The 20,724-nt window shown below is 46.3% G+C and carries 17 protein-coding genes; 13 read left to right on the forward strand and 4 right to left on the reverse strand.

Features of this window, described 5'->3' with window-relative positions:
* Positions 1-597 precede the first annotated feature (597 nt).
* The 11 genes from strainIA91_RS04220 (at position 598) to strainIA91_RS04270 (ending at position 11,802) form a co-directional block, all read left to right on the forward strand.
* The gene (locus tag strainIA91_RS04220; protein ID WP_400167884.1) at positions 598-3,480 is read left to right on the forward strand and encodes a FlgD immunoglobulin-like domain containing protein; all 2,883 of its coding nucleotides are present in this window, start codon (positions 598-600) and stop codon (positions 3,478-3,480) included.
* Between the two features lie 246 nt (positions 3,481-3,726).
* Positions 3,727-4,149: an RrF2 family transcriptional regulator gene (locus strainIA91_RS04225; protein ID WP_400167885.1), complete on the forward strand. Its 423-nt coding sequence runs from the start codon at positions 3,727-3,729 to the stop codon at positions 4,147-4,149.
* A gap of 15 nt (positions 4,150-4,164) precedes the next feature.
* Positions 4,165-5,697 carry an aldehyde dehydrogenase family protein gene (locus strainIA91_RS04230; RefSeq protein ID WP_400167886.1) on the forward strand — a complete coding sequence of 511 codons (1,533 nt, stop codon included), beginning with the start codon at positions 4,165-4,167 and terminating at the stop codon, positions 5,695-5,697.
* Positions 5,698-5,727: 30 nt separating this feature from the next.
* On the forward strand, positions 5,728-7,041 hold the full coding sequence (gene lat / locus strainIA91_RS04235) for an L-lysine 6-transaminase (RefSeq protein WP_400167888.1): 1,314 nt from the start codon (positions 5,728-5,730) through the stop codon (positions 7,039-7,041).
* Between the two features lie 97 nt (positions 7,042-7,138).
* On the forward strand, positions 7,139-7,849 hold the full coding sequence (rsmI, locus tag strainIA91_RS04240; protein ID WP_400167889.1) for a 16S rRNA (cytidine(1402)-2'-O)-methyltransferase: 711 nt from the start codon (positions 7,139-7,141) through the stop codon (positions 7,847-7,849).
* Positions 7,850-7,895: 46 nt separating this feature from the next.
* Positions 7,896-8,522 (forward strand): uracil phosphoribosyltransferase, encoded by a 627-nt coding sequence (upp, locus tag strainIA91_RS04245; RefSeq protein WP_400167890.1) that lies wholly within the window; start codon positions 7,896-7,898, stop codon positions 8,520-8,522.
* A gap of 154 nt (positions 8,523-8,676) precedes the next feature.
* Positions 8,677-9,906 carry an NAD(P)/FAD-dependent oxidoreductase gene (locus strainIA91_RS04250; RefSeq protein ID WP_400167891.1) on the forward strand — a complete coding sequence of 410 codons (1,230 nt, stop codon included), beginning with the start codon at positions 8,677-8,679 and terminating at the stop codon, positions 9,904-9,906.
* Between the two features lie 11 nt (positions 9,907-9,917).
* Positions 9,918-10,478, forward strand: coding sequence for a DUF1641 domain-containing protein (locus strainIA91_RS04255; protein ID WP_400167892.1), 561 nt, complete (start codon positions 9,918-9,920; stop codon positions 10,476-10,478).
* Positions 10,479-10,490: 12 nt separating this feature from the next.
* Positions 10,491-10,805: a TusE/DsrC/DsvC family sulfur relay protein gene (locus tag strainIA91_RS04260; protein ID WP_400167893.1), complete on the forward strand. Its 315-nt coding sequence runs from the start codon at positions 10,491-10,493 to the stop codon at positions 10,803-10,805.
* A gap of 15 nt (positions 10,806-10,820) precedes the next feature.
* Positions 10,821-11,291, forward strand: coding sequence for a DsrE/DsrF/DrsH-like family protein (locus tag strainIA91_RS04265; protein WP_400167894.1), 471 nt, complete (start codon positions 10,821-10,823; stop codon positions 11,289-11,291).
* Between the two features lie 169 nt (positions 11,292-11,460).
* On the forward strand, positions 11,461-11,802 hold the full coding sequence (locus strainIA91_RS04270; protein WP_400167895.1) for a hypothetical protein: 342 nt from the start codon (positions 11,461-11,463) through the stop codon (positions 11,800-11,802).
* A 242-nt stretch (positions 11,803-12,044) separates the two neighbouring features.
* On the opposite strand, the gene strainIA91_RS04275 is transcribed toward strainIA91_RS04270, so the two are convergent.
* The 4 genes from strainIA91_RS04275 to strainIA91_RS04290 are packed head-to-tail and all read right to left on the reverse strand — an operon-like array spanning position 12,045 to position 18,646.
* A complete protein-coding gene (locus strainIA91_RS04275; protein WP_400167896.1) occupies positions 12,045-13,619 on the reverse strand; it encodes an ASKHA domain-containing protein in 1,575 nt (524 codons plus the stop codon).
* Positions 13,616-15,109, reverse strand: coding sequence for an NFACT RNA binding domain-containing protein (locus tag strainIA91_RS04280; protein ID WP_400167897.1), 1,494 nt, complete (start codon positions 15,107-15,109; stop codon positions 13,616-13,618). The genes strainIA91_RS04275 and strainIA91_RS04280 overlap by 4 nt, the downstream gene beginning before the upstream one ends.
* Positions 15,110-15,164: 55 nt before the next feature.
* Positions 15,165-16,865 (reverse strand): ABC transporter ATP-binding protein, encoded by a 1,701-nt coding sequence (locus strainIA91_RS04285; RefSeq protein ID WP_400167898.1) that lies wholly within the window; start codon positions 16,863-16,865, stop codon positions 15,165-15,167.
* Positions 16,862-18,646: an ABC transporter ATP-binding protein gene (locus tag strainIA91_RS04290; RefSeq protein WP_400167899.1), complete on the reverse strand. Its 1,785-nt coding sequence runs from the start codon at positions 18,644-18,646 to the stop codon at positions 16,862-16,864. The genes strainIA91_RS04285 and strainIA91_RS04290 overlap by 4 nt, the downstream gene beginning before the upstream one ends.
* Before the next feature lie 254 nt (positions 18,647-18,900).
* On the opposite strand from strainIA91_RS04290, the gene strainIA91_RS04295 reads away from it, so the two are divergent.
* Positions 18,901-19,605 carry an alpha/beta family hydrolase gene (locus tag strainIA91_RS04295; RefSeq protein ID WP_400167900.1) on the forward strand — a complete coding sequence of 235 codons (705 nt, stop codon included), beginning with the start codon at positions 18,901-18,903 and terminating at the stop codon, positions 19,603-19,605.
* 148 nt (positions 19,606-19,753) lie between these two features.
* Positions 19,754-20,722: a hypothetical protein gene (locus strainIA91_RS04300; protein WP_400167901.1), complete on the forward strand. Its 969-nt coding sequence runs from the start codon at positions 19,754-19,756 to the stop codon at positions 20,720-20,722.
* The last annotated feature ends 2 nt before the right edge of the window (positions 20,723-20,724 follow it).

Raw genomic sequence — 20,724 nt, forward strand, 5'->3', positions numbered from 1 at the left:
CGTTCAAAAATTCAAGCGGCACTTCGTGCCGTTCAACTGCTTCGCTGCGCTCAAAATTCAAACACTGCTTTGCAGTATTCAAAAAAGAACTCACTACCCCATAGCTGGGTTTGAAGATCGAACGAAGTGAGATCCTTGAAAGCTGCGTAGCGGCTATTGAACACCGAACGAAGTGAGGTGCTTGAACCCCTTGTCACGCGTTACTCGTCACGCGTCACTATTCAGTCGGCAGTTGGCGAGCCGAAAGTCAAAGGATGATCCCGTGAAATCGGTCTCCCAATTGGGATTGGGACTTTCACGGGATGAATTGAATTAAGAATGATTGAATTTGATCAGCTGACTGTTACCTATGTCCTGACACACAACGGTTGACTTTCGACTTGGGGCTTTTAACTTTCGACTCACGACTCGAATGCCGGTATATGTCTCTCGCTTCTAGTTCCTGGCCTGACATAATCCTTTATTTTCTACACGAATCAACGTAACTTAAAACGAAAATAATATTAATTTATGATTGTACTTGAATAATCATTATTCCCGGATTATGTCCATTCCATGCTTTGATAAACCAAGAGAGCAGAAGGGAGCAGACCAAATATGAAAAGAAATATCATCACCTTTTTTACGATAATTTTTCTGATGATTTGTTTTTATAACGTGAGTTTGATTGCACAGACACACCCTACATGGAATGTTAAGCATGTAAGTCAATTAAGTAATTACATCAGCTATACCATAGCCGTGCAAAACGATATTGTCGCTTTTCAGGCATCAGGAGATGTGAGTCTTCTGAAAATGATGGAGATATCAAACCCGGAAAATCCGGTAGATCTCTCCCAAATAGATGCCCCATTTGACAAGATTGTTTTGAAAGACACGCTTGCTTTTCTCTTAGGCTATAGTATCGATATTATAAATATTTCAAATCCGTCAAATCCCGCTAAGTTGGGACATTATCTTGCAGAAAACAGACCGTGTGCCATCGATCTTAATGATGATAATTATGCGTTTATTGGATCATATTCTACTAATGATGGAAGCAATGCAATCGAAATAGCTGATTTTAACGATCCGGCCAATCCCTTATATGGGCGGTCCACCACATTCTTTGCCGATCCGGCTGCCATTACATTTCAGGACCCCTATTTCTATGTCGCAGATCAATCCGGTTTGCGTGTTTTAAGTAACAGTTTATGGCTAACAGAGGTTCGCCTTTTTTCTACCCGGGATATGGCTTTGGATCTGGTGATTCAGGATAACCTGGCCTATATCGCCACCCGAGACGGACTCCAGATTGTGGATATCTCAGAGGTCTATTCCATGCAGGAGATCGGATTTTTTGCTACAAGTATCCGAATGGAATCTATTGCCCTCCAAGATTCTTTTATATATGCCACATGCCAGGAAGAAGGGGTAAAGGTTATTAATGTATCCGATCCGGCACAGCCCAAAGAAGTGGGATATTATGCACCGGATAATTGCAAAATTGTGGATGTGGCTGCATACGGGAATTATATCTGTATCTCGGACCGGAATCTGGGTGTAAGCCTGTTGGAAAACCAGGTGTATCAGCCCGACATGTCCCTTCGGATACCCGATTCGGAAAGTTTCCCCAATACCATTGTTTCCATTCCCATTCTGAATGACAGCACCGTCACTGATGTTGGAGATATACAATTTACCCTGTCATTTAACAATGACCTGCTGACGTACCGGGGTGTCCGGAAAAACCGGATTGCTGAATCCGATACGATTCAATCCGGGACCGTCACATCGATATCATACCGCTTAAACTCATCACCCCTGGATTTATCTGCCGGCGATACGCTGGATGTCCTTGAGTTTTATGTCAACCCTAATGCGGTAGAGGGACAGACATCCGGTATTCAATTTACAGGTCCCGTGTATGTCTATGATTCACAGGCGTATCAGTTTAGTTGTGTATATCAAAACGGTGTTTTTACAACAACCCCGGCACCAACCATAATCTTCGATAAAGCAGATTCATCCTTCTTCCTTGAAGATGACAGTCTTGAGATTTCGATTCAATACAAGCACTTCAGCAGTTTTCGGGGGGATTCGGTCGAAATCCGGTTTGTGGCGTGTCCGACATATCTTATTCCGAATGAGGATATAACCCGACTCTCCGGTAGGCCGGGAAATCGCTATGTGGGTTTGGACTCATTGCGTGTATTGGCTTGTGATTCGGAATACGGAGATACAATTTCAGCAAAATTGTCTTATAATATCATCAATACACCTTCAGAAATTACATCGGCTCCGCTCGATGTCGTTTATGAACAGCATGAGTATGAATACGATGTGAACAGTCTGGATGAGGGGGAGGGACTTGTTTATCACCTGACCGGACCTGATTTTCTGAGCATCGATTCCCTTTCGGGTTTGATTCGCGGCCTCCCTGAAACGGATGATATTGGGAGTCATGAAATGCTGATTTTCGCCGATGACGGCAACGGAAGTGTTGATGAACAGCATTTCATGCTGAATGTCCTCTATTTTAACCCGGCAACGAAAGCTCCCGTCACGAAAGCATTTCCGGATATTGAATTCCCTGAAGACAGCTCGATAATAGCCTTCGACCTGGATTCGTTGGTTTACGATGCGGATACGCCCGACTCCTTGCTCCTGTGGTTTATTTCATTTAACGGGATGCAATCGTTTCTTTCCTCTAAACAGGATTTTTCTGTTGAAGAGCTGGAGGATAAGGGGAGTTCTTCGGGTATTGATATTTCAATCGATCCGGATTCACACATTGTGACAATGAAGGGAAACGAAAACTGGAATGGTACGCAGGATGTTGTGTTTCTGGTGACGGATGGTGATAACATTGCCATGGAACACTGTCTTGTTACGGTACTGCCTGTGAATGATGCGCCTCAGGCGTTTCAATTACTTTCGCCGGTTCAGGGGGACACTTGTCGCTCCAAACGTTTCCTCTGGGAAGAAGCTGTGGATGTGGATGTCAATGATCAGGTGACTTATACGATGTGTATCAGCAATTCCTCTGATTTTACACCCATTCTGTATTCTCAAACGTTTTCCGATACCAGTGTGATTCTTGAGGATATTGAAAATGGTCAGCTCTTTTGGAAGGTAACGGCACAGGATTTGGCAGGAGCTGAAAAAGAAGCCGGACCGGAACCTTTTGTGGTAACACCCACCGGGATCATTTCTGTCCCTCGTCGCGCTTCATTGGTACAAAATTTTCCCAATCCCTTCAATCCTGTGACGGAAATTCGCTATGAGATTCCCGACAATACCCGGGGATTTCTGGTGATCCATGATATTGCAGGACATGTTATCCGGGAATGGAACATAACCGGTCAGGCCCCCGGCAGCCATTCCGTAACATGGGACGGCACGGATATGAACGGAACCCCGGTCCCAAGTGGTGTCTATCTCTATACCCTTAAAACGGTTTCCTTTTCAGACACCAAAAAACTTATCTTCTTAAAATAGACAGTTCATGGGCTCAGGGGTTCATGAGTTCAAGAGTTCATGGGCTCAAGGGTCCAGGGGTTTCGACTTTTGACTTTCGACTTTCGACTTTCGACTTTCGACTTTCGACTTTCGACTTCCTCGCGACTCACTGCCGACTATCAACATCGATTGTAGTAAGCCTCAACATCCTAACGTTTAAACGTAAAATCCATTTGCCTCTCTCAAAAATAAATGTTACACTCACTGCAACAGTTAGGATTAAGTATGTCTGCATCGTTAAAATTATCTACAGCGGTTAAGGCCGTCCATTGTCTTGCCAGGGCATATCCAGAACCCTTATCCAGTGCGGAAATTTCAGGGATGACAGGCATTAATGCGTCCCAGCTCCGCTTGATTTTATCCATGCTTGCGAAAGCCGGGATTATTCAGAGTATGCAGGGAGCCGGCGGTGGCTTTATTCTCAATATGACACCGGACCAGATCAATCTGCAGCAGTTGTATTGTGCAATCGAAACCCGGAAGGCCTTCCACCTGGCTGTCAGTGGAAACCATGAACAAATCCCCCTGAATAAAAAAATAAACACCTATTTCCTGGATTTGTTTGAGGATATTCAGCGGGATATTGAATCAAAGATGGAAACCATCAGCCTGGCTGATGTAATCGATAAAGTGGAAACGCAATATTAAGAGAGGAGAGGATATATGGAATTTCTAAAGCAACTGGGAGTCAAAGACAAAAATTTCGGCTGTTCAACCGGACAGGAATGGCTGAAACGAACAGATGAGGGACTGCTGGATATCGTGTCCCCCGCCGACGGCAAACATATTGCCAGTGTGTATCAGTGTTCGGAAGAGGATTATGAAAAAACAATTGTAAAAGCGTCGGAAGCATTTAAAATCTGGCGAAAAACTCCGGCACCCCAACGGGGTGAGATTGTCCGGCAGATCGGGCTGAGGCTCCGGGAGTACAAAGATCCCCTGGGACGCCTGGTGTCCTATGAAATGGGAAAATCTCTCCAGGAAGGCTGGGGGGAGGTCCAGGAGATGATTGACATTTGTGATTTTGCCGTAGGACAATCCCGGCAATTGTATGGATTTACCATGCAGTCCGAACGGCCCAATCACCGGATGTATGACCAATACCATCCCCTGGGCATTGTGGGTATTGTCACGGCTTTCAATTTTCCGGTCGCTGTGTGGGCCTGGAATGCCATGATTGCCGCTGTCTGCGGTGATGTGAATGTGTGGAAACCATCCTCCAAAGTCCCTTTGACCGCTGTAGCCATTCAGAATATTGTAGCTGAGGTTTTGAAAGAAAATGACCTGCCGGAAGGGATTTTCAATCTGGTGATCGGTCGTGGCCGGACTGTAGGTGAACGGATGCTCAACGATAAACGGGTCTCCCTGGTTTCAATCACCGGCTCAACGGCTGTAGGTCGCCATGCCAATGAAGTGATCGCCCGGCGTTTTGGTAAAATCATTTGTGAACTGGGTGGTAATAATGCCATCATTATCACACCCGATGCAGATTTGAAAATGGCGATTCCGGCCATTGTTTTTGGAGCCGTTGGGACCGCCGGGCAGCGTTGTACTACAACCCGCCGCCTCATAATTCATGAATCGGTCTTCGATAAAGTGAAAGAATCACTGGTGAAAGCCTACAAATCCTTGAAAATCGGAACTCCTCTGGATACAGATAATCATGTGGGACCCCTGATTGACAAGGGAGCAGTGAAAATGTTCACCGATGCCATTGAAGAAGTGAAAAAAGAGGGCGGTACCCTGGTCTACGGAGGGGATGTTCTGGAAGGACCCGGATATGAATCGGGCTGCTATGTGGTCCCTGCAATCATGGAGGTCGAAAATTCCTATCCCATCGTCCAGGAAGAGACCTTTGCACCCATTCTGTACCTGATTAAGTATTCCGGTGATGTTCAGGAAGCTATTGATATTCAGAATGATGTGGTACAGGGACTCTCATCTGCTATTTTCACCAACAATCTGCGGGAAGCAGAGACTTTTCTCAGTGCCTGGGGGTCGGATTGCGGTATTGCCAATGTGAATATCGGCACCTCCGGGGCTGAAATCGGCGGAGCATTTGGTGGCGAAAAAGAAACAGGCGGTGGCCGGGAATCAGGTTCTGACGCCTGGAAACTCTATATGCGCAGACAGACGAATACCATTAACTATGGGACTGAATTACCCCTGGCACAGGGAATCAAATTTGAAATTTAACACCTGATAAACGGAGAAAGAGAGGACTGAATGGTTCAGGCAAAAGATGTACGGAAGGTATTGGCTCGCCATATGCTGGCTGACGGTATGGAACCGGTGATCGATCTGGAAAAATCCCAGGGTTCCTGGATGGTGGATAAACGAAACGGCGATCGTTACCTGGATTTCTTTTCCATGTTTGCCTCCATGGCTGTGGGATTTAATCATCCTAAACTCGTGGCTAAGCAAGAAGAATTGGGCAGACTGGCGATTCACAAACCGACGAATTCTGATGTCTACTCAGAAGAATTGGCGGATTTTCTGGAAATTTTCAGCCGGATTGGCATTCCCAAAGAACTCCCCCATGCTTTCTTTATTGAAGGTGGCGGCTTGGCAGTGGAGAATGCCTTAAAAACTGCGTTTGACTGGAAGGTCCGGAAAAATTTTGAAAAAGGATACAAGGAACCCAAAGGGTACAAGGTGATCCATTTTCAACAGTGTTTTCACGGACGGACCGGATACACCCTGTCCATGACCAATACACACGATCCCCGGAAAACCCAGTATTTTCCAAAATTCGACTGGCCCCGGGTTTTAAACCCCAAAATGATTTTCCCCTTGAATAATGAAAACCTGCAAAAGGTAAAAAAAGCAGAATCTGATTCACTGAAACAAATAAACCAGGCCATTGAGAAGTATCCCGATGAAATTGCCGCTCTGATTCTGGAACCCGTTCAGGGAGAAGGCGGCGATAATCACTTCCGGCCGGAATTTATCCGTGAACTCCGCAAAATTTGCGACGATCATGAAATCCTCCTGATTTTTGATGAAGTCCAGACCGGTGTGGGACTCACGGGAAAGTTCTGGGCCTATGAACACTACGGTGTAAAACCGGATATTATCAGTTTTGGAAAGAAAAGCCAGGTGTGTGGGATTCTGGCCGGTACGCGAATCGATGAGGTGAAAAATAATGTCTTTGCCGAATCCAGCCGGATCAATTCAACCTGGGGCGGTAATCTGGTGGATATGGTCCGTTTCGGTTATATCCTCCGGATCATTGAAGAGGAAAACCTGGTGGAAAATGCACGGATTCAGGGTGCTTTTTTACTGGGTGAACTGGAGAAGATTGTTGGAGATTTTCCGGGACTCGTATCCAATGCCCGGGGAAAAGGACTCATGTGTGCTTTCGACCTGAAAGATGAGAAAACACGAAATGCGTTTCTGGGTGAACTGGAAAAGGAAAAGGTCCTGATGTTGGGATGTGGCGAAAAATCGGTTCGCTTCCGTCCCCACCTGAATGTAAGCCAGGATGAAATCCTCCATGGTATAGAAAAAATCAGACTTTCCTTGAAAAAGCTTACCTGATTGATTATACTTACACCCCCTACCCCGAAAAAGGTCGTCTTTCTACGGACGGCCTTTTTTCTTTTATGCAGGATATTGTATATTCACCTGGAACTGAATGATGTCACACGGAAAACTCTACATGGTGGCCACACCGATCGGAAATCTTGAAGATATCACCTTCCGTGCGGTGGAAACGTTAAAACGGGCGGATGTGGTTGCCTGTGAAGATACCCGTGTGACTCGCATTCTTTTGGATAAATATGGGATTACACCTCAGAAAATTATTTCCCATCATCAGCATAATGAAAAAAACAGTATCCCGGGCATTTTGAAATTACTACAGGAAGGACACATGGTGGCCCTGGTTTCCGATGCCGGTACACCTGTGATCAGTGATCCGGGTAATGGACTGGTCCGTGAAGCTGTAAAAGCCGGTATCCCCGTTATCCCCATTCCAGGTCCCTCTGCCGTAACGACCCTCTTAAGTGTATGCCATTTCCCCGTGGATATGTACACTTTTGAAGGATTCCTCCCCCATAAAAAAGGGCGTCAGACCCGATTAAAACAGATGGCAGAACGTGCCCATGTGACGGTCCTTTTTGAATCCACTCACCGAATACTCAAGTTATTGGAAGAACTACAGGTCTATTGCGGGGAGCGGGATCTGCTGGTTGGCCGGGAACTGACGAAGATTCATGAAACTTTATTCAGGGGTACAGTAAGTGAAGCTCAGTCCTGGTTTCAGGATCATCCCGTCAAAGGAGAATTTGTGTTGATCGTGGCTCCACCTGTTAAAAAAACAGCATGTGCCCAAAAGAAATCATGACTTCGTGCCATAAAATGAGTATCATTCAAAAAAATTGAGGAAAATTATGGGTTTTCAGGTTGTAGATCATCCACTGATTAAACATAAACTGGGACTTTTACGACGGGTGGATACAAGTATCTCTCATTTCCGGCAACTAACCCAGGAAATTACGATTCTCCTGACCTATGAAGCGACCCGGGATCTGATTCTGGAACCCCGGAGTGTGATGACCTGGCAGGGGAAAGCCCAGGCAGAACGCATCTCAGGTAAGAAAATATCCGTGGTACCCATTCTTCGGGCCGGACTGGGGATGCTGGATGGTGTGTTGGCCCTTATTCCCTCTGCCCGGGTGAATGTGGTTGGACTCTATCGCAATGAAGAAACCCTCTATCCGGTGGAATATTACAAAAAGTTCAATAATGATATTCAAATTCGGGATGCCTTAATCATCGACCCCATGCTGGCAACCGGACACTCCATGGCCAAGGTATGCGAAATGCTGGCAGAAGAAGGCTGCTCCAATATCAAAGCCTTGTGCATGGTAGCTGCACCGGAAGGAGTTCAATATATGGATGAGCATTTTCCCGGCGTGACAATCTATGCCGCCGCCCTGGATGACCATTTGAATGAGGATGGTTATATCATTCCCGGACTTGGAGATGCAGGGGACCGGATTTTCGGAACGAAGTAAATAACATGTGTTCATAATTAAATATCGTTTTTTCCCAAAATTTACCCTCTTTTATTATAAAATTCTTTCAATCGTAACTGTTTCATGTCATGTGAATCACATGTCCGCTTAAGGAATATGATAACTCATAACATAAAAAAAAGCGGGTCAATCCATGAAAAAATTGTTGATTTTGGGTGCCGGAACAGCAGGAACGATGATGGCCAATAAGTTGGTGAAACAGCTGGATAAGGAAGAGTGGAAAATCACCCTCGTAGACAAGGTGGAAGAACATTATTATCAGCCTGGGCTCTTATTTATCCCTTTCAATATTTACAAAAGGAATGATGTAATCAAGCCAAAACGGGATTTTATCCCCTCAGATGTGGATCTGATTATGTCAGATATTGAGGTCATCGAACCGGAACAAAACCGGGTGAAACTTCAAAACGGGCAGGTGTTAAGTTATGATTTTCTGATTATTGCCACCGGAACCCAGATGAATCCCGATGAAACAGAAGGACTCAAAGGTGACGGGTGGTATAAAAATATTTTCGATTTCTACACCCTGGAAGGTGCCTGTCATCTGCAGAAATTCCTCAAGTTTTGGCAGGGAGGAAAACTGGTGCTGAATATTACGGAAATGCCGATTAAGTGTCCCGTTGCTCCTTTGGAATTTCTATTTCTGGCGGATTGGTGGTTTACAGAGAAGGGAATCAGAGATAAGGTGGATCTGACTTTTGTCACACCCCTTCCCGGTGCTTTTACAAAACCACGTGCTGCTCAGATTTTGGGAGATTTTCTCCAGAAAAAAAACATCAATCTTGTGCCGGAGTTTAGCACAGGGTCAGTAGATTCGAAAGCCAATAAAATCCGTTCCTGGGATGAAAAAGAAGTGGATTATGATTTGCTGGTCACCATTCCCACCAATATGGGGGATCCGGTGATTGAACGCTCCGGGATGGGGGATGAACTGAATTTTGTTCCTACACACCCGAAAACACTTCAATCCAAAAAGTGGGAGAATGTTTTTGTAATCGGGGATGCCACCAATCTTCCCAGCTCCAAAGCAGGATCCGTAGCCCATTTTCAGGCGGAAATCCTCCAGGAAAATCTGTTGCGGGCCATTGACGGACTCCCGCTGAAGGAAGATTTCGATGGTCACGCCAACTGTTTTATTGAATCAGGCTTCGGTAAGGGCATGCTCATCGATTTTAATTACGATGTGGAACCCCTGCCGGGGAAATATCCCCTTCCGGGTATCGGACCCTTTTCCCTCCTGGAAGAGACAAAGATGAATCATTGGGGAAAAATGATGTTTCGATGGGTCTATTGGAATATCCTCATCAAAGGCGGTGAAATGCCTATTGAAGCCCAGATGAATATGGCAGGTAAGATCAGATGAAAGAGGATATTATGAGTAAAGAACTGGAAAAAATCCATGAAAAGCTGGATTTCCTGACAGAACAGGTAATGATAACCCGGCGAAAACAGGAAGAACTTCGTGAATTGAAGGAGGATCTGACTCCTGTCGTCTCTGATCTTTTCCAGACAGCCGTTCAGGAGCTGGATGATGTATCAGCTTACTTTTCTTATGAGGATTTGCTTTTTCTCATCAAAAAACTTCTCCGCAACACCAGGACCCTCATTGGATTGTTTGAACGGCTGGAAAGTGTCAATGATTTTGTCAACGATGTCATGCCTTTAACCAAGGATATGTTTGATGCCGCCCTGGAAAAGATGGATGAATTGGAAAAGAAAGGGGTCTTCAAATTGCTGAAAGAGGGGGAGGGTATGGCTGATAAAACCCTGATGGCATACACTTCCGGAGGCTTGGAAGCTCCTGAGAAAATATCTCTCTTTCGTGTGTTACGGGAATTGAATCAGCCGGAAGTAAAACGGACACTCTATGTCCTGCTTTCCGTGCTAAAAATCCTTGGTTCTCAATCAATCAATCAATCAACCAATCAAAAATAAAGGAGTCAGATCATGACTGAAAAAAAGATAGGAAATGTATCTGTAGATGTGGATGCAGAAGGGTTTATGACCGATCCAAACCAGTGGAATGAAGACGTTGCCAAAGCTATAGCCAAAGAGCTCGGCATTGAGTTGACTGAGGAGCATTTTAACGTCATTCGTTTCATGCGGAAGGATTACCAGGAAAATGGCACGGTACCTACCATACGCCGTTTGAACAAAGTCGGTGGAATTTCTACCAGGGATCTGTATCGCCTGTTCCCTGAAGGTCCTGCTAAAAAAGCCGCGAAAATTTCTGGATTGCCAAAACCCCAGGGTTGTGTTTAAGGAAAAGGAGTTATCATGTCTGAATCAAAGATAAAAAAAGTGTCCATCGTCATATCCAAAGGGTCTTTGGAAGGGGTTTATCCCGGACTTATCATGGCCAATGGTGCCCGGATGGAAGGTATTGATGCCACCGTCTTTTTTACATTTTTTGGTCTGGAAGCCATTATGAAGAAGAAGGCAGATAAAATCAAGGTGGCGACGGTTGGAAATCCGGCCATGCACATGCCCTCTTTGCTGGGAATTATTCCCGGGATGTCTGCCTTTGCCACCCATAAAATGAAAAAAGAGATGGAGAAACTGGATATTCCCCCGGTGAGTGAATTCATTGAAATGCTTTCCGATGCCGGAGCCGAACTCTATGCCTGTAAGGCCACGGTGGATATGTTTCACCTGACCAAAGATGATTTTGTGCCTCAGGTGAATGACATTATCAATGTCGCGACCTTTTATGAAAAATCTGCCGGTGCGGAAATTATCTTTACGTAATTTTTTAGTCGGCAGTCGACAGTCGTCAGTTGGCAGTCGGCAGTCGTTAGTCGAAAGTGGAAAGTCGAAAGTCAAATAGTTGATTGACTAGATTGATTAGATTGATTTGATTGCCTGCCCCATGAAATGAGCGCAGCGTATTTCACAGGGGATTGATTGGATTGGGGGATTGACACTTCGCCGTGTTCAGTATTCAAACGCCTTCGGCGATCAAAAATTCAAGCGGCACTTCGTGCCGTTCAATGGCTTCGCTGCGCTCAGCATTCCAGCACTGCTTCACAGTGTTCAAAAAAGAGGTCACCCATTCAAATCCGCATATCTGGAATTGAACACCGAACGCAGTGAGGTGCTTGAACGCTGCATAGCAGCGTTTGAAAGCCGCGTAGCGGCAATTATGAATTCAAGTGGCACTTCGTGCCGTTCAATGGCTTCGCTGCACTCAGCATTCCAGCACTGCTACGCAGTGTTCAAAAAAGAGGTCACCCATTCAAATCCGCATATCTGGAATTGAACACCGAACGCAGTGAGGTGCTTGAACGCTGCATAGCAGCGTTTGAAAGCCGCGTAGCGGCTATTGAACCCATGAGCCCATGAGCCCATGAGCCCTTGAACCCCTGAACCAACTATCAGGAGCGCAGCGACGCTAACTTTAGACAGGCCGCGGCCTGTCCCTACTTCCAGCTTCCAACCTCTAACTTCTGATAAAGCTGCGTTGCTGTCACTCGCTACTCGCTACTCGCTACTCGTCACTCGCTACTCGTTACTCGTCACTCCCATATTCCTCACATACATTTCCTGAAAATCCGGCCTTCCCGCCAGTTCGGAATGATTTGTCTCTTTCGCTAATTGCCGGATAGCAGGAATATATTCCTTATTTTTTAAAATCAGTTCGCACCCGGCCAGACTTCCATTCCCAAGATACTTAAAAGCATCTTCCGGAAGGCAGGGAAAAATACCGGTCTCCATACCGGCATCGGGACGGATATAGTGCCCGAATCCTCCGGCAAGAACCAGGAAATCCAAATCTTGAGGTGATAATCCGGCATCCTTTAAAAGCATTTTCCGTGTGGCGGCTATGGCTCCCTTTGCCATTTGATAGGCCCGGATATCCTGGGGGGACAGATACACATTTTTATCAATCCTGAAACCTTTTTGGGGAATTTTTTCCACAAACCGGCCATCATCTGTAATGAGCTTTTGTTTCCACAGGGTGTGAATACTGTGAATCAATCCACTTCCGCAAATTCCACGGACAGCCTGATTATCAATTGTCACTGCCTGAAACCGGCCATTCCCATTAAAAAATAAGTCACTTACCGCCCCTGGCTCTGCCTGCATGCCACAGGTAATTCCTGCACCTTCCATCACAGGACCCGCCGGTGCAGATGCCGCCACGGAAAATTCCAGTGTCTTTAACACAATTTCACAATTGGTTCCCAAATCCATCAGAAGATATGTGGCATTCTGCGGCAGGATTTCCCGGCAAATTAGCAAATCTGCTGCAATATCACCCCCGATAAAACTGCCGATTCCGGGTAATACAGTGATTTTTCCCTGGGGGTGCATTGAAAGTCCACTAAAAGCACCTTTCAGAATTTGCATGTTTGTGACCGGAGCGATATAAGGCGCTGTGACCAGTGAATCCATGGATAAACCCAGAAAAAGATGCGTCATGACCGTATTTCCGGCCATTACGACATGAACAATATCCTGTGGCTGATTTGTCAGATCCTGGATCAGATTGTTTATTGCTTTGATGATTACTTTCTGAAGTGTTTTGGCATTTTCAACCGATTCTGTTGCGGCGTTTGCCCGGCTGATGATATCTGTCCCGTACTTGTCCTGGGGATTGGTCCGGCTTTGGATTCCCAGGCGTATACCGCTCTTCAGATCATGCAGGGTGACGACAAGAGTGGTTGTTCCGATGTCCACGGCCAGCCCCAAAGGATTTTTGATACATATCCCCCCCGGTAAGTCTGGATTCAATCTGCTTTCCAGTTCAATCCCGTCAGATAAGATGTGCAGTCCCTTTTTATTGACTATCTCTTCGATTTTAATCCATATATCTTCTGTCATGTGATGCTGACACGCCAGGCGAATTCCATGATCCAGGAATTCCTGCGGGATATTTTTTTTCTCTGCCGGGGTTGGTAACGGGGGGGAGGACAGATATCGGACCCGGCATTTTCCACAACTTCCGTATCCTCCACAGGGGGTGTCCAATGGTATTCCATGATCCTGGAGTGCCCGGGATATTTGTATTCCCTCCTGCACAGTCAGAGTCTTATCCTGACCTTGTTCCCGGATGGTCAGCTTGAAAGTATTCATTCGATTTCTGCCGGTTTGATAAGGATGGTTTTTTCCAGGCTATAATGAGCTTTGCCCGGAGGAAATCCCTTTCGCTTGACGACATGCTTTCGCTCAGTGCACACTACCGGAACCAGCGATGCGTGTTTCTCTTCGCTGAATCGTGCCGCAAGGGATGCAGCATATTCAATCAAATGTCCCGGGATATGGGCCTTCCCCTCACGACGAATAATAACATGGGATCCTGTGGAATTTCTTGTATGGAGCCATAAATCATTTTTATGGGAGAGATGGAAGGTCATATCGTCATTATCCCTGGCTGATTTGCCGACCCAGATACGCCAGGATTGATAGAAAAATTCCCGGTATGGCAGACGGGTTATATCTGATTTTTGGGGATTTTCCATCCGGTTCAGGCGTCCTATCAGGTCTTTATTTTTTTTCAACCACTTTCTGAGATCATGTAATGTCTCAATGGCTTCCAGTTCGGTGATCTTTGCTTTCAATTCATCGTATTCTTTTTTCAGTACCGATTCTGTATCCCGGGATTCCTGCCGGGCCCGTTCAAGTTTTCGGGCTCTGTTGTAATAGCGCTGTGCGTTGGCTTGTGGGGATAAATCCGGTTTCAGCGGGATGGTTTCCGGATAGTCCCGTGGGCGGAGTTCTATGGGAATCTCAGCTTCTTCCTGTCCCGGCTGCAGCGTACTGAGCATGGTCATTAGGATGTCCCCATAAATCCGGTAGCGTTCAATAAGATCTGCCTGTTCTTCTGTTTTGGAAAGTTGCCGGATTCTATAGGAAACTTTTTCTGCACGTGAAGATAGTGCCGTTATGATCCGGTTTTTTTCTGGTTTGAAATGGAGCTCTTTTAACCTGCCGGTGATGTAATCCCGGTAATTGTCGTAAAAACGATGGGGATTAAATTCTTCCCGGAGAAGTGGAAGCAGGATAAAACGACCGCCCAGCACCTGACCATTGGCCCGGGAAATTTCCTGCTGAAGATCAGGCCAGGAGAGATCCGGAAATAAATCATGGAATCGTTTTTTCCATCGCTCGTTCAGGCGTGGATCGTCTGAAAGAGACTGAAATGATACAGGTGTGGCATCAAAATAAATGGTCTGATCCGTTGATTTTTTAAATGTATCCATACTGGAAGGGGATATAAAATAGACATTATTTTTTGGAGGCCGGATACGCAGGATGATAGCCTGATCCTCTGTAAAATTCATGCGGATGTCCCTGTCTGTACCGGCGATCTCAGCTTCCACAAATTCGGCCGGTTTGAAATCTGAAAAAATAGGGACTTTTTGCCCCGGCGGTTGAATGGGCTGGAGAAAAAGAAAGGGGAGAGACTGATCCAGGTGAATCCGGATGGAATCCTTCCGGGGATTGTTATTTTGAATGACAAGTTCACTTTTTACATGGGAATAACATGTTTCAAACACCTCACCTTTCAGGCGGGCATTCATCACATGGCACAGTTTTTCCCAGGTAAACCAGGAGGTAATCATGGGGTATTGCCTTTTCAGATCATTGATGTTTATTCACCGGAATGTACAAATCCTGTCAGGGTTTGGCAAAGAGATGGCGATATTCGGAGTATTCTTCAAGCAGTTCCACATGGGAGCAGATATCCCGAATTTTTCCCTGATCAAGCCAGATAATTTTGTCTGCCTGTTTTGCGGTGGCTTCCCTGTGTGTGGTGACCAGCACCGCACGATTGATGGAATCCTCTCGGAGCCGTTGCCACAAAATTCCTTCGGTTTTGGCATCCAGAGCGGATGTGATATCGTCCATAATCAGAATCTTCGGGTTATGGACAAGTGCCCTTGCCAGGGCAACCCGGGCTTTTTGACCACCTGAGAGTCCCACACCACCCTGCTGCAGGATTGTATCCAGTGTAAATTCGGTATCTGCAGCTGCCAGTTTCAGGGCTTTCAATACGGCGGTTTCATCCAAATCACGGCCCATCAGGATGTTTTCACGAACGCTTCCGGTAAAGAGGACGACTTCCTGTGGGACATATCCGATAAGGTTTGCCAGCACTTCCCGTTCCATGTGACGGGGGGGGATATCTCCCAGGTGTACATCCCCGGTGGTGGAAGGATAAATACCTATTGCCAAATTCAGCAGCGTTGTTTTGCCGCAACCTACCGAGCCGGTCACAGCCGCGATTTCTCCGGGTTGAATGGTGAAGGATATATCCTGAAGGATGGGTTCCCGGCTGTCCGGAAAAGTGAACGAGGCTTCATGGATTGAAATGGAGGGGGGCAATTTCTTGGGCCTGCTTTGACCGTATTCTGCATCGGAAAATTGTTCTAAATTTTCCAGCCGGGAGATAGAAGCCTCTACCATTTTCGTAGATACAAAAAACCAGCTGATGGTCCAGATCGTTTCGGTCATGCCTGACAGATAGGCCACAAAGGCGTAGAATTCGCCCAGACTCATGCGCCCCTGCTGAACGAAATAACCTCCCACAAAAAGAATAATCACAAGTCCCACCTGATTGATCATGGCTCCCAGGCTTTCCAGAAAGGAACGGATTAAAACCACCTTTTCCTCTGCGCTGACCCGTTCTTTCATCACACGTCGGAAAATTTTCCCCTGGGCTTTTTCTGCCACATATCCCACCACAATCCGGATGCCTGAGAAGGCAGATTCCAATACATCCACGGTTTCGCTGGTCCGTTTCTGGCGAAGGCTGTATGCCCGTTGCTGAATATGTTCTGTTTTGGCAATAACCCAGATGATAACAGGCAGGGGTGCCACGGCGATCAGAGTCAGCCGCCAGTTCAGGGAAAGCATAAGGGCGATACTGAATCCCAGGGTGAGAAAAGCTTCCACCGGCCGGAGAATTCCTGAAGCGGCATACCAGGCGATTTTCAAATCTCCGTCAATATCATCTGTGAGCCGGGTTGTCAGATCTCCGGTCCGGTGCCGGGCAAAAAAGGAGTAATCCTTATTCATGATTTCATGGAAATAATTCAGACGGATATCCATACCAATGCCCATATTCATGAAATAACGCGTGGCAGGAAGCAGCCATTGGGTGATTTCACGGACAAGCCCCACACCGAGTATAATCCATACCCAGGTGAGAATATTGTCGTAGTGGATATCCCGGGTTAGGTGATCGATCACAAATTTAAAAATATAGGGATAAACTGTTTTGGCGGCGATGGCGAGGGTCGTAATCAGCAGGAGGATGCCCATGCCTTTGCGCCGGAGTTTCCAAAAGGGGAGGAACCATCGGAGGACGTGTTTCATGCCACACCCTCCCGTTGTTTCATGATCAGGTCATAATAAAATCCTTCTTTCATCATCAGTTCGTCATGATTACCCATCTCCATAATTTTGCCATCCCGGATAAAAAGGATGATATCGCAATGCCGGATGGTGGACAGACGATGGGCTACAATGAAACTTGTCCGCTCTTCGATGAGGGTATTGATGGCGTGTTGGATTTTTTGTTCGGTTCCGGGATCCACAGAGGAAGTTGCTTCATCCAGAATAAGGATGGAAGGGTTCACGGTAAGGGCCCGTGCCACAGCCAGAAGTTGCCGTTGTCCGTAAGAAAGATCTTTTCCCCCTTCAGCCAGATTGTCATGGATGGAAATTCCCCGTTGAAAAAGGACGGAATCGATGCGGCTTACCTGTATGGCATGGTGAATCTGATCTTCGGGGATATCCTCACGGAAAGCCATGAGATTTTCCTTCACGGAAGCCGGGAAAAGGTAAAGATCCTGAAGCACCAGACCGAAATGATGCCGCAAATCCTGTACGGCAAAGCGCCGGATATCTGTCCCGTTGATATAAACAGCCCCCTCATCCGGATCTCTGAAGCGGCACAAGAGACTGAGGATCGTTGTTTTTCCGCCGCCGGTTGGACCTACAATGGCTACAGACTGGCCGGCATGAACGTCGAACGAAATATTTTTCAGGACCGGTTTATCCTGTTCATAACCATAAGACACGTTTTTGAACTCAATCCGGCGGATTTCATCAGGAAAGGGGAGAGGATCCGGTACATCAGGGAGGACCGGTTTCATTTCAAGTGTGTTGAAAATGCGGTCTGCAGCACCGCCTGCCCGTTGAATTTCCCCTAGTTGTTCGCTCAGCATGATAATTGGCCAGTAAATTTGAGCAATGTATTGTGAAAAGAGAATCAGGGTCCCGATTGTCATGGTGCCGGCACTGATCCATTTGGATCCAAAAATCAACACGGCCATAGTTACCAGGACTTCCATAAAGGCGAGTCCCCGGAAGATGCCGTATTCTACATAGGCTATTTTTGCCGCAAAGCGCCGGTAGGATTCATTCTCTTTTTCCAGCCGCCGGGCAGCCCAGTGTTTCCGGTTGAAAATCTGGAGTATGGATACCGATTTCAGAAATTCTGCCACAATTCCACTGATGGTGGCATAACGGGCACGTTCCTCACGGAAAAACGGCCGTAGATATTTAAACAGAAAATATGTCCCGGTGATGACCACCGGCAATACCGCTGCAACAATCAAAAAAAGCCGGTAATCCACAATGAGCAACATGACCATGGCACCCACAAGCATTCCAGCCGCCATGAGAACCCGTTGCATCATGGTGGATGTCAGGGAAATAAGACGCTGGGCATCGGATTCAATCCGACTAACCAGCTTGCCTACAGGATATTTTTCCAGGTAAGGGAGTCCAAGGGTCATTAAATGGTCAAAAAGCTTGATTTTGATGTCACTGATTGCCCGGACACCGGCTAATTGCAGGAGCCAGGAGGAAAAAAAACCGACAATGGCGGATAAAACCATGGTGCCCAAATAGAGGAGAGCACCATTGCGGACCGGCCGATAGCTGTCGGATGGGATGGCTTTATCTACGATGTACATGAGGATGCGGGGTTGAAGAAGTATGAGAAACACACCGGTTAATGCCAGAAAAAAGGCCCCGATAAAAATAGTCCGGTATGGCCGGATAAATGGATATACCTTTTTAAAAATGTTTCGGGTCGAAGGGATGTTGCTCCCCTCATCTTCAAATGAATCGTCCTCATTCCACCACATGACTCGTCTCTCTTTAAGGCGTTAAAATTACGATGATTTGAAAGAGAGAGGAAAAGAATTATGAATGATGAATGATGAATGATGAATTGAATGATGAATGATGAATTGAATGATGAATGATAAATTGAATGATGAATGATGAATTGGATGTGTAACAAGGTTCAGTAGTAGTGGCAGGGCACGCCTGCCACTACTCTACACTCTCAACTCATCACTCATTCTCTTATATTATGGTATAGGAAAAAGGATGTTGTATGGCGAAAACACGATATGAGGAAATGACTCTGCAATATGGCAGAGATGAAATTTTGATTCGTATTGACCGTCCGGAGCGGGAATCGGATGTGGTTTTGGTGTTGGGACATGGGTACTACCATGATATGGAGGATGATTTATTACAGTATCTGGCACAAAAACTGCCGGAAGAAGGACTTTTGGTAGCCCGGTTTAATTACCCCTTTGCCCATAAACGGTGGAAAGGACTCCCCCATGCTTCCAAATGGGTCCCTTTTTATCAGAAGGTATTGGAACGTATTCAGACAGAATCTTTTATCCCTGAAAATTCCTATTATTTTACCGGTGGGAAATCCCTCAGTGCCCTGGTTTCAGCCTCTTTACCGGATCATCAGGATACGGGAAAGATATTTCTCGGGGCACCCCTTGAAATCCGAAAAGGTTTTCTCCGCTGGCCTGTCAGTCCTGAACCTTTTTTAAAGCAATCCGTTCCCATGCTTTTTGTTCAGGGAAGTGAAGACCGCTATGCACCCCGGCGGAAGGTGGAACTTCTCATGGGTAAACTGAATCCCCGGGGACATCTTCTCCTGATTCCCGGTGCAGATCACTCCCTGAAAATCCAAAATCAGCAAAACCGGTCACAAAAAGAAGTATATCAGGAAATTTCTGATATTATTTTATGGTTTGTCAGCGAATCCCTCAGGAAAAAGCTGAAGAAAAACTAAAATCCGGGAAAAGCGTAGAATAAACGTCAAATCGTAAACAGATGTAAAATATTAAAAAAATATCAAAAGACATATTCCCAGGTTGCTTATAAATCATAAAATCGTCATATTTGCATTATAGAAACAGACAGGAAAAAGAGGTGTTCACATGGAATTTTGGATTACACTTGCAGCACTCATCGTCATACTTGTCCTTGTATGGCTGATCGAGTACCGTTACCGCCGGCCGGATCAGATTGTTTTGCGGGAGCGGAAGGGGGTTGTTGAGGAAAACAAGAAGCGCTGGTATCCCCGGCATACATCCCTGGCTCTTCCAGGGAATGTGTATGCCGTACAATCCCAGGTAGATACGGAAGCCCGTGGGAAGCTGGGAGTCCGGGTCGTGATGGATCTGGCTGTGGCACCCTCGAGAAATCATTTACATGCACTGGTCCGGGCCGGAGGATGGTCCTCGGATGTGGTGGTTCATGCCACCCGGGAACTGGAGCGGCGCACCCATGCCCTGATTCGGGAGTTTGCAGAACAGAAAGATATTGACGTCCTTGAACCGGAAATTCTTAAAAAGCAATTGACAAAACAGGTTTCCGAAATGGCTCTTCTTCTGGGATTGGAGCTGGACAATCTGCATATTCAGAGTATTGAACCCCTGGATAAGCGGATAACGGAAGCCATGCAACGGCGTGAGGCGGACCGTATTTTGGAAGAGACAGAAAAGGCCAGTCAACAAGCCCGGGTCTCAGCGGAAAAAGCCCGCATTGAAGCAGATACGGAAATTGCAGACCGGGAGCATTCTCTCCGCTTGAAAAAACTGGAACTTTTAGGAAAGGAACAAGCCCGGGAAGCAGCCCTGGCAGAAGCAAGAGTCCGGGAAGAACAAAAACGCCGGCTTATGCAGATAGAAACTGAAAGCCGGGAGATGGAACTGTTGAAATCCCATCCTGAGATGATTCTGCTTTCACCACAACTGGCACAGCTTGCCGAATCTTCCCAACAGTTGAGGAATGCCCGGACGGTTGTCAATCTTCAGGGACAAGATGGTTCTGCTGTCGGATTTATTCAGGAACTACTGCAAGATGTGCTGAAACGGTTACAAAAGAGCGAAACAAAGGAATCCTGACG

Source organism: Candidatus Neomarinimicrobiota bacterium (genome assembly GCA_041154365.1).
In the GTDB taxonomy this organism is placed as follows: Bacteria; Fidelibacterota; Fidelibacteria; order Fidelibacterales; family Fidelibacteraceae; genus Fidelibacter; species Fidelibacter multiformis.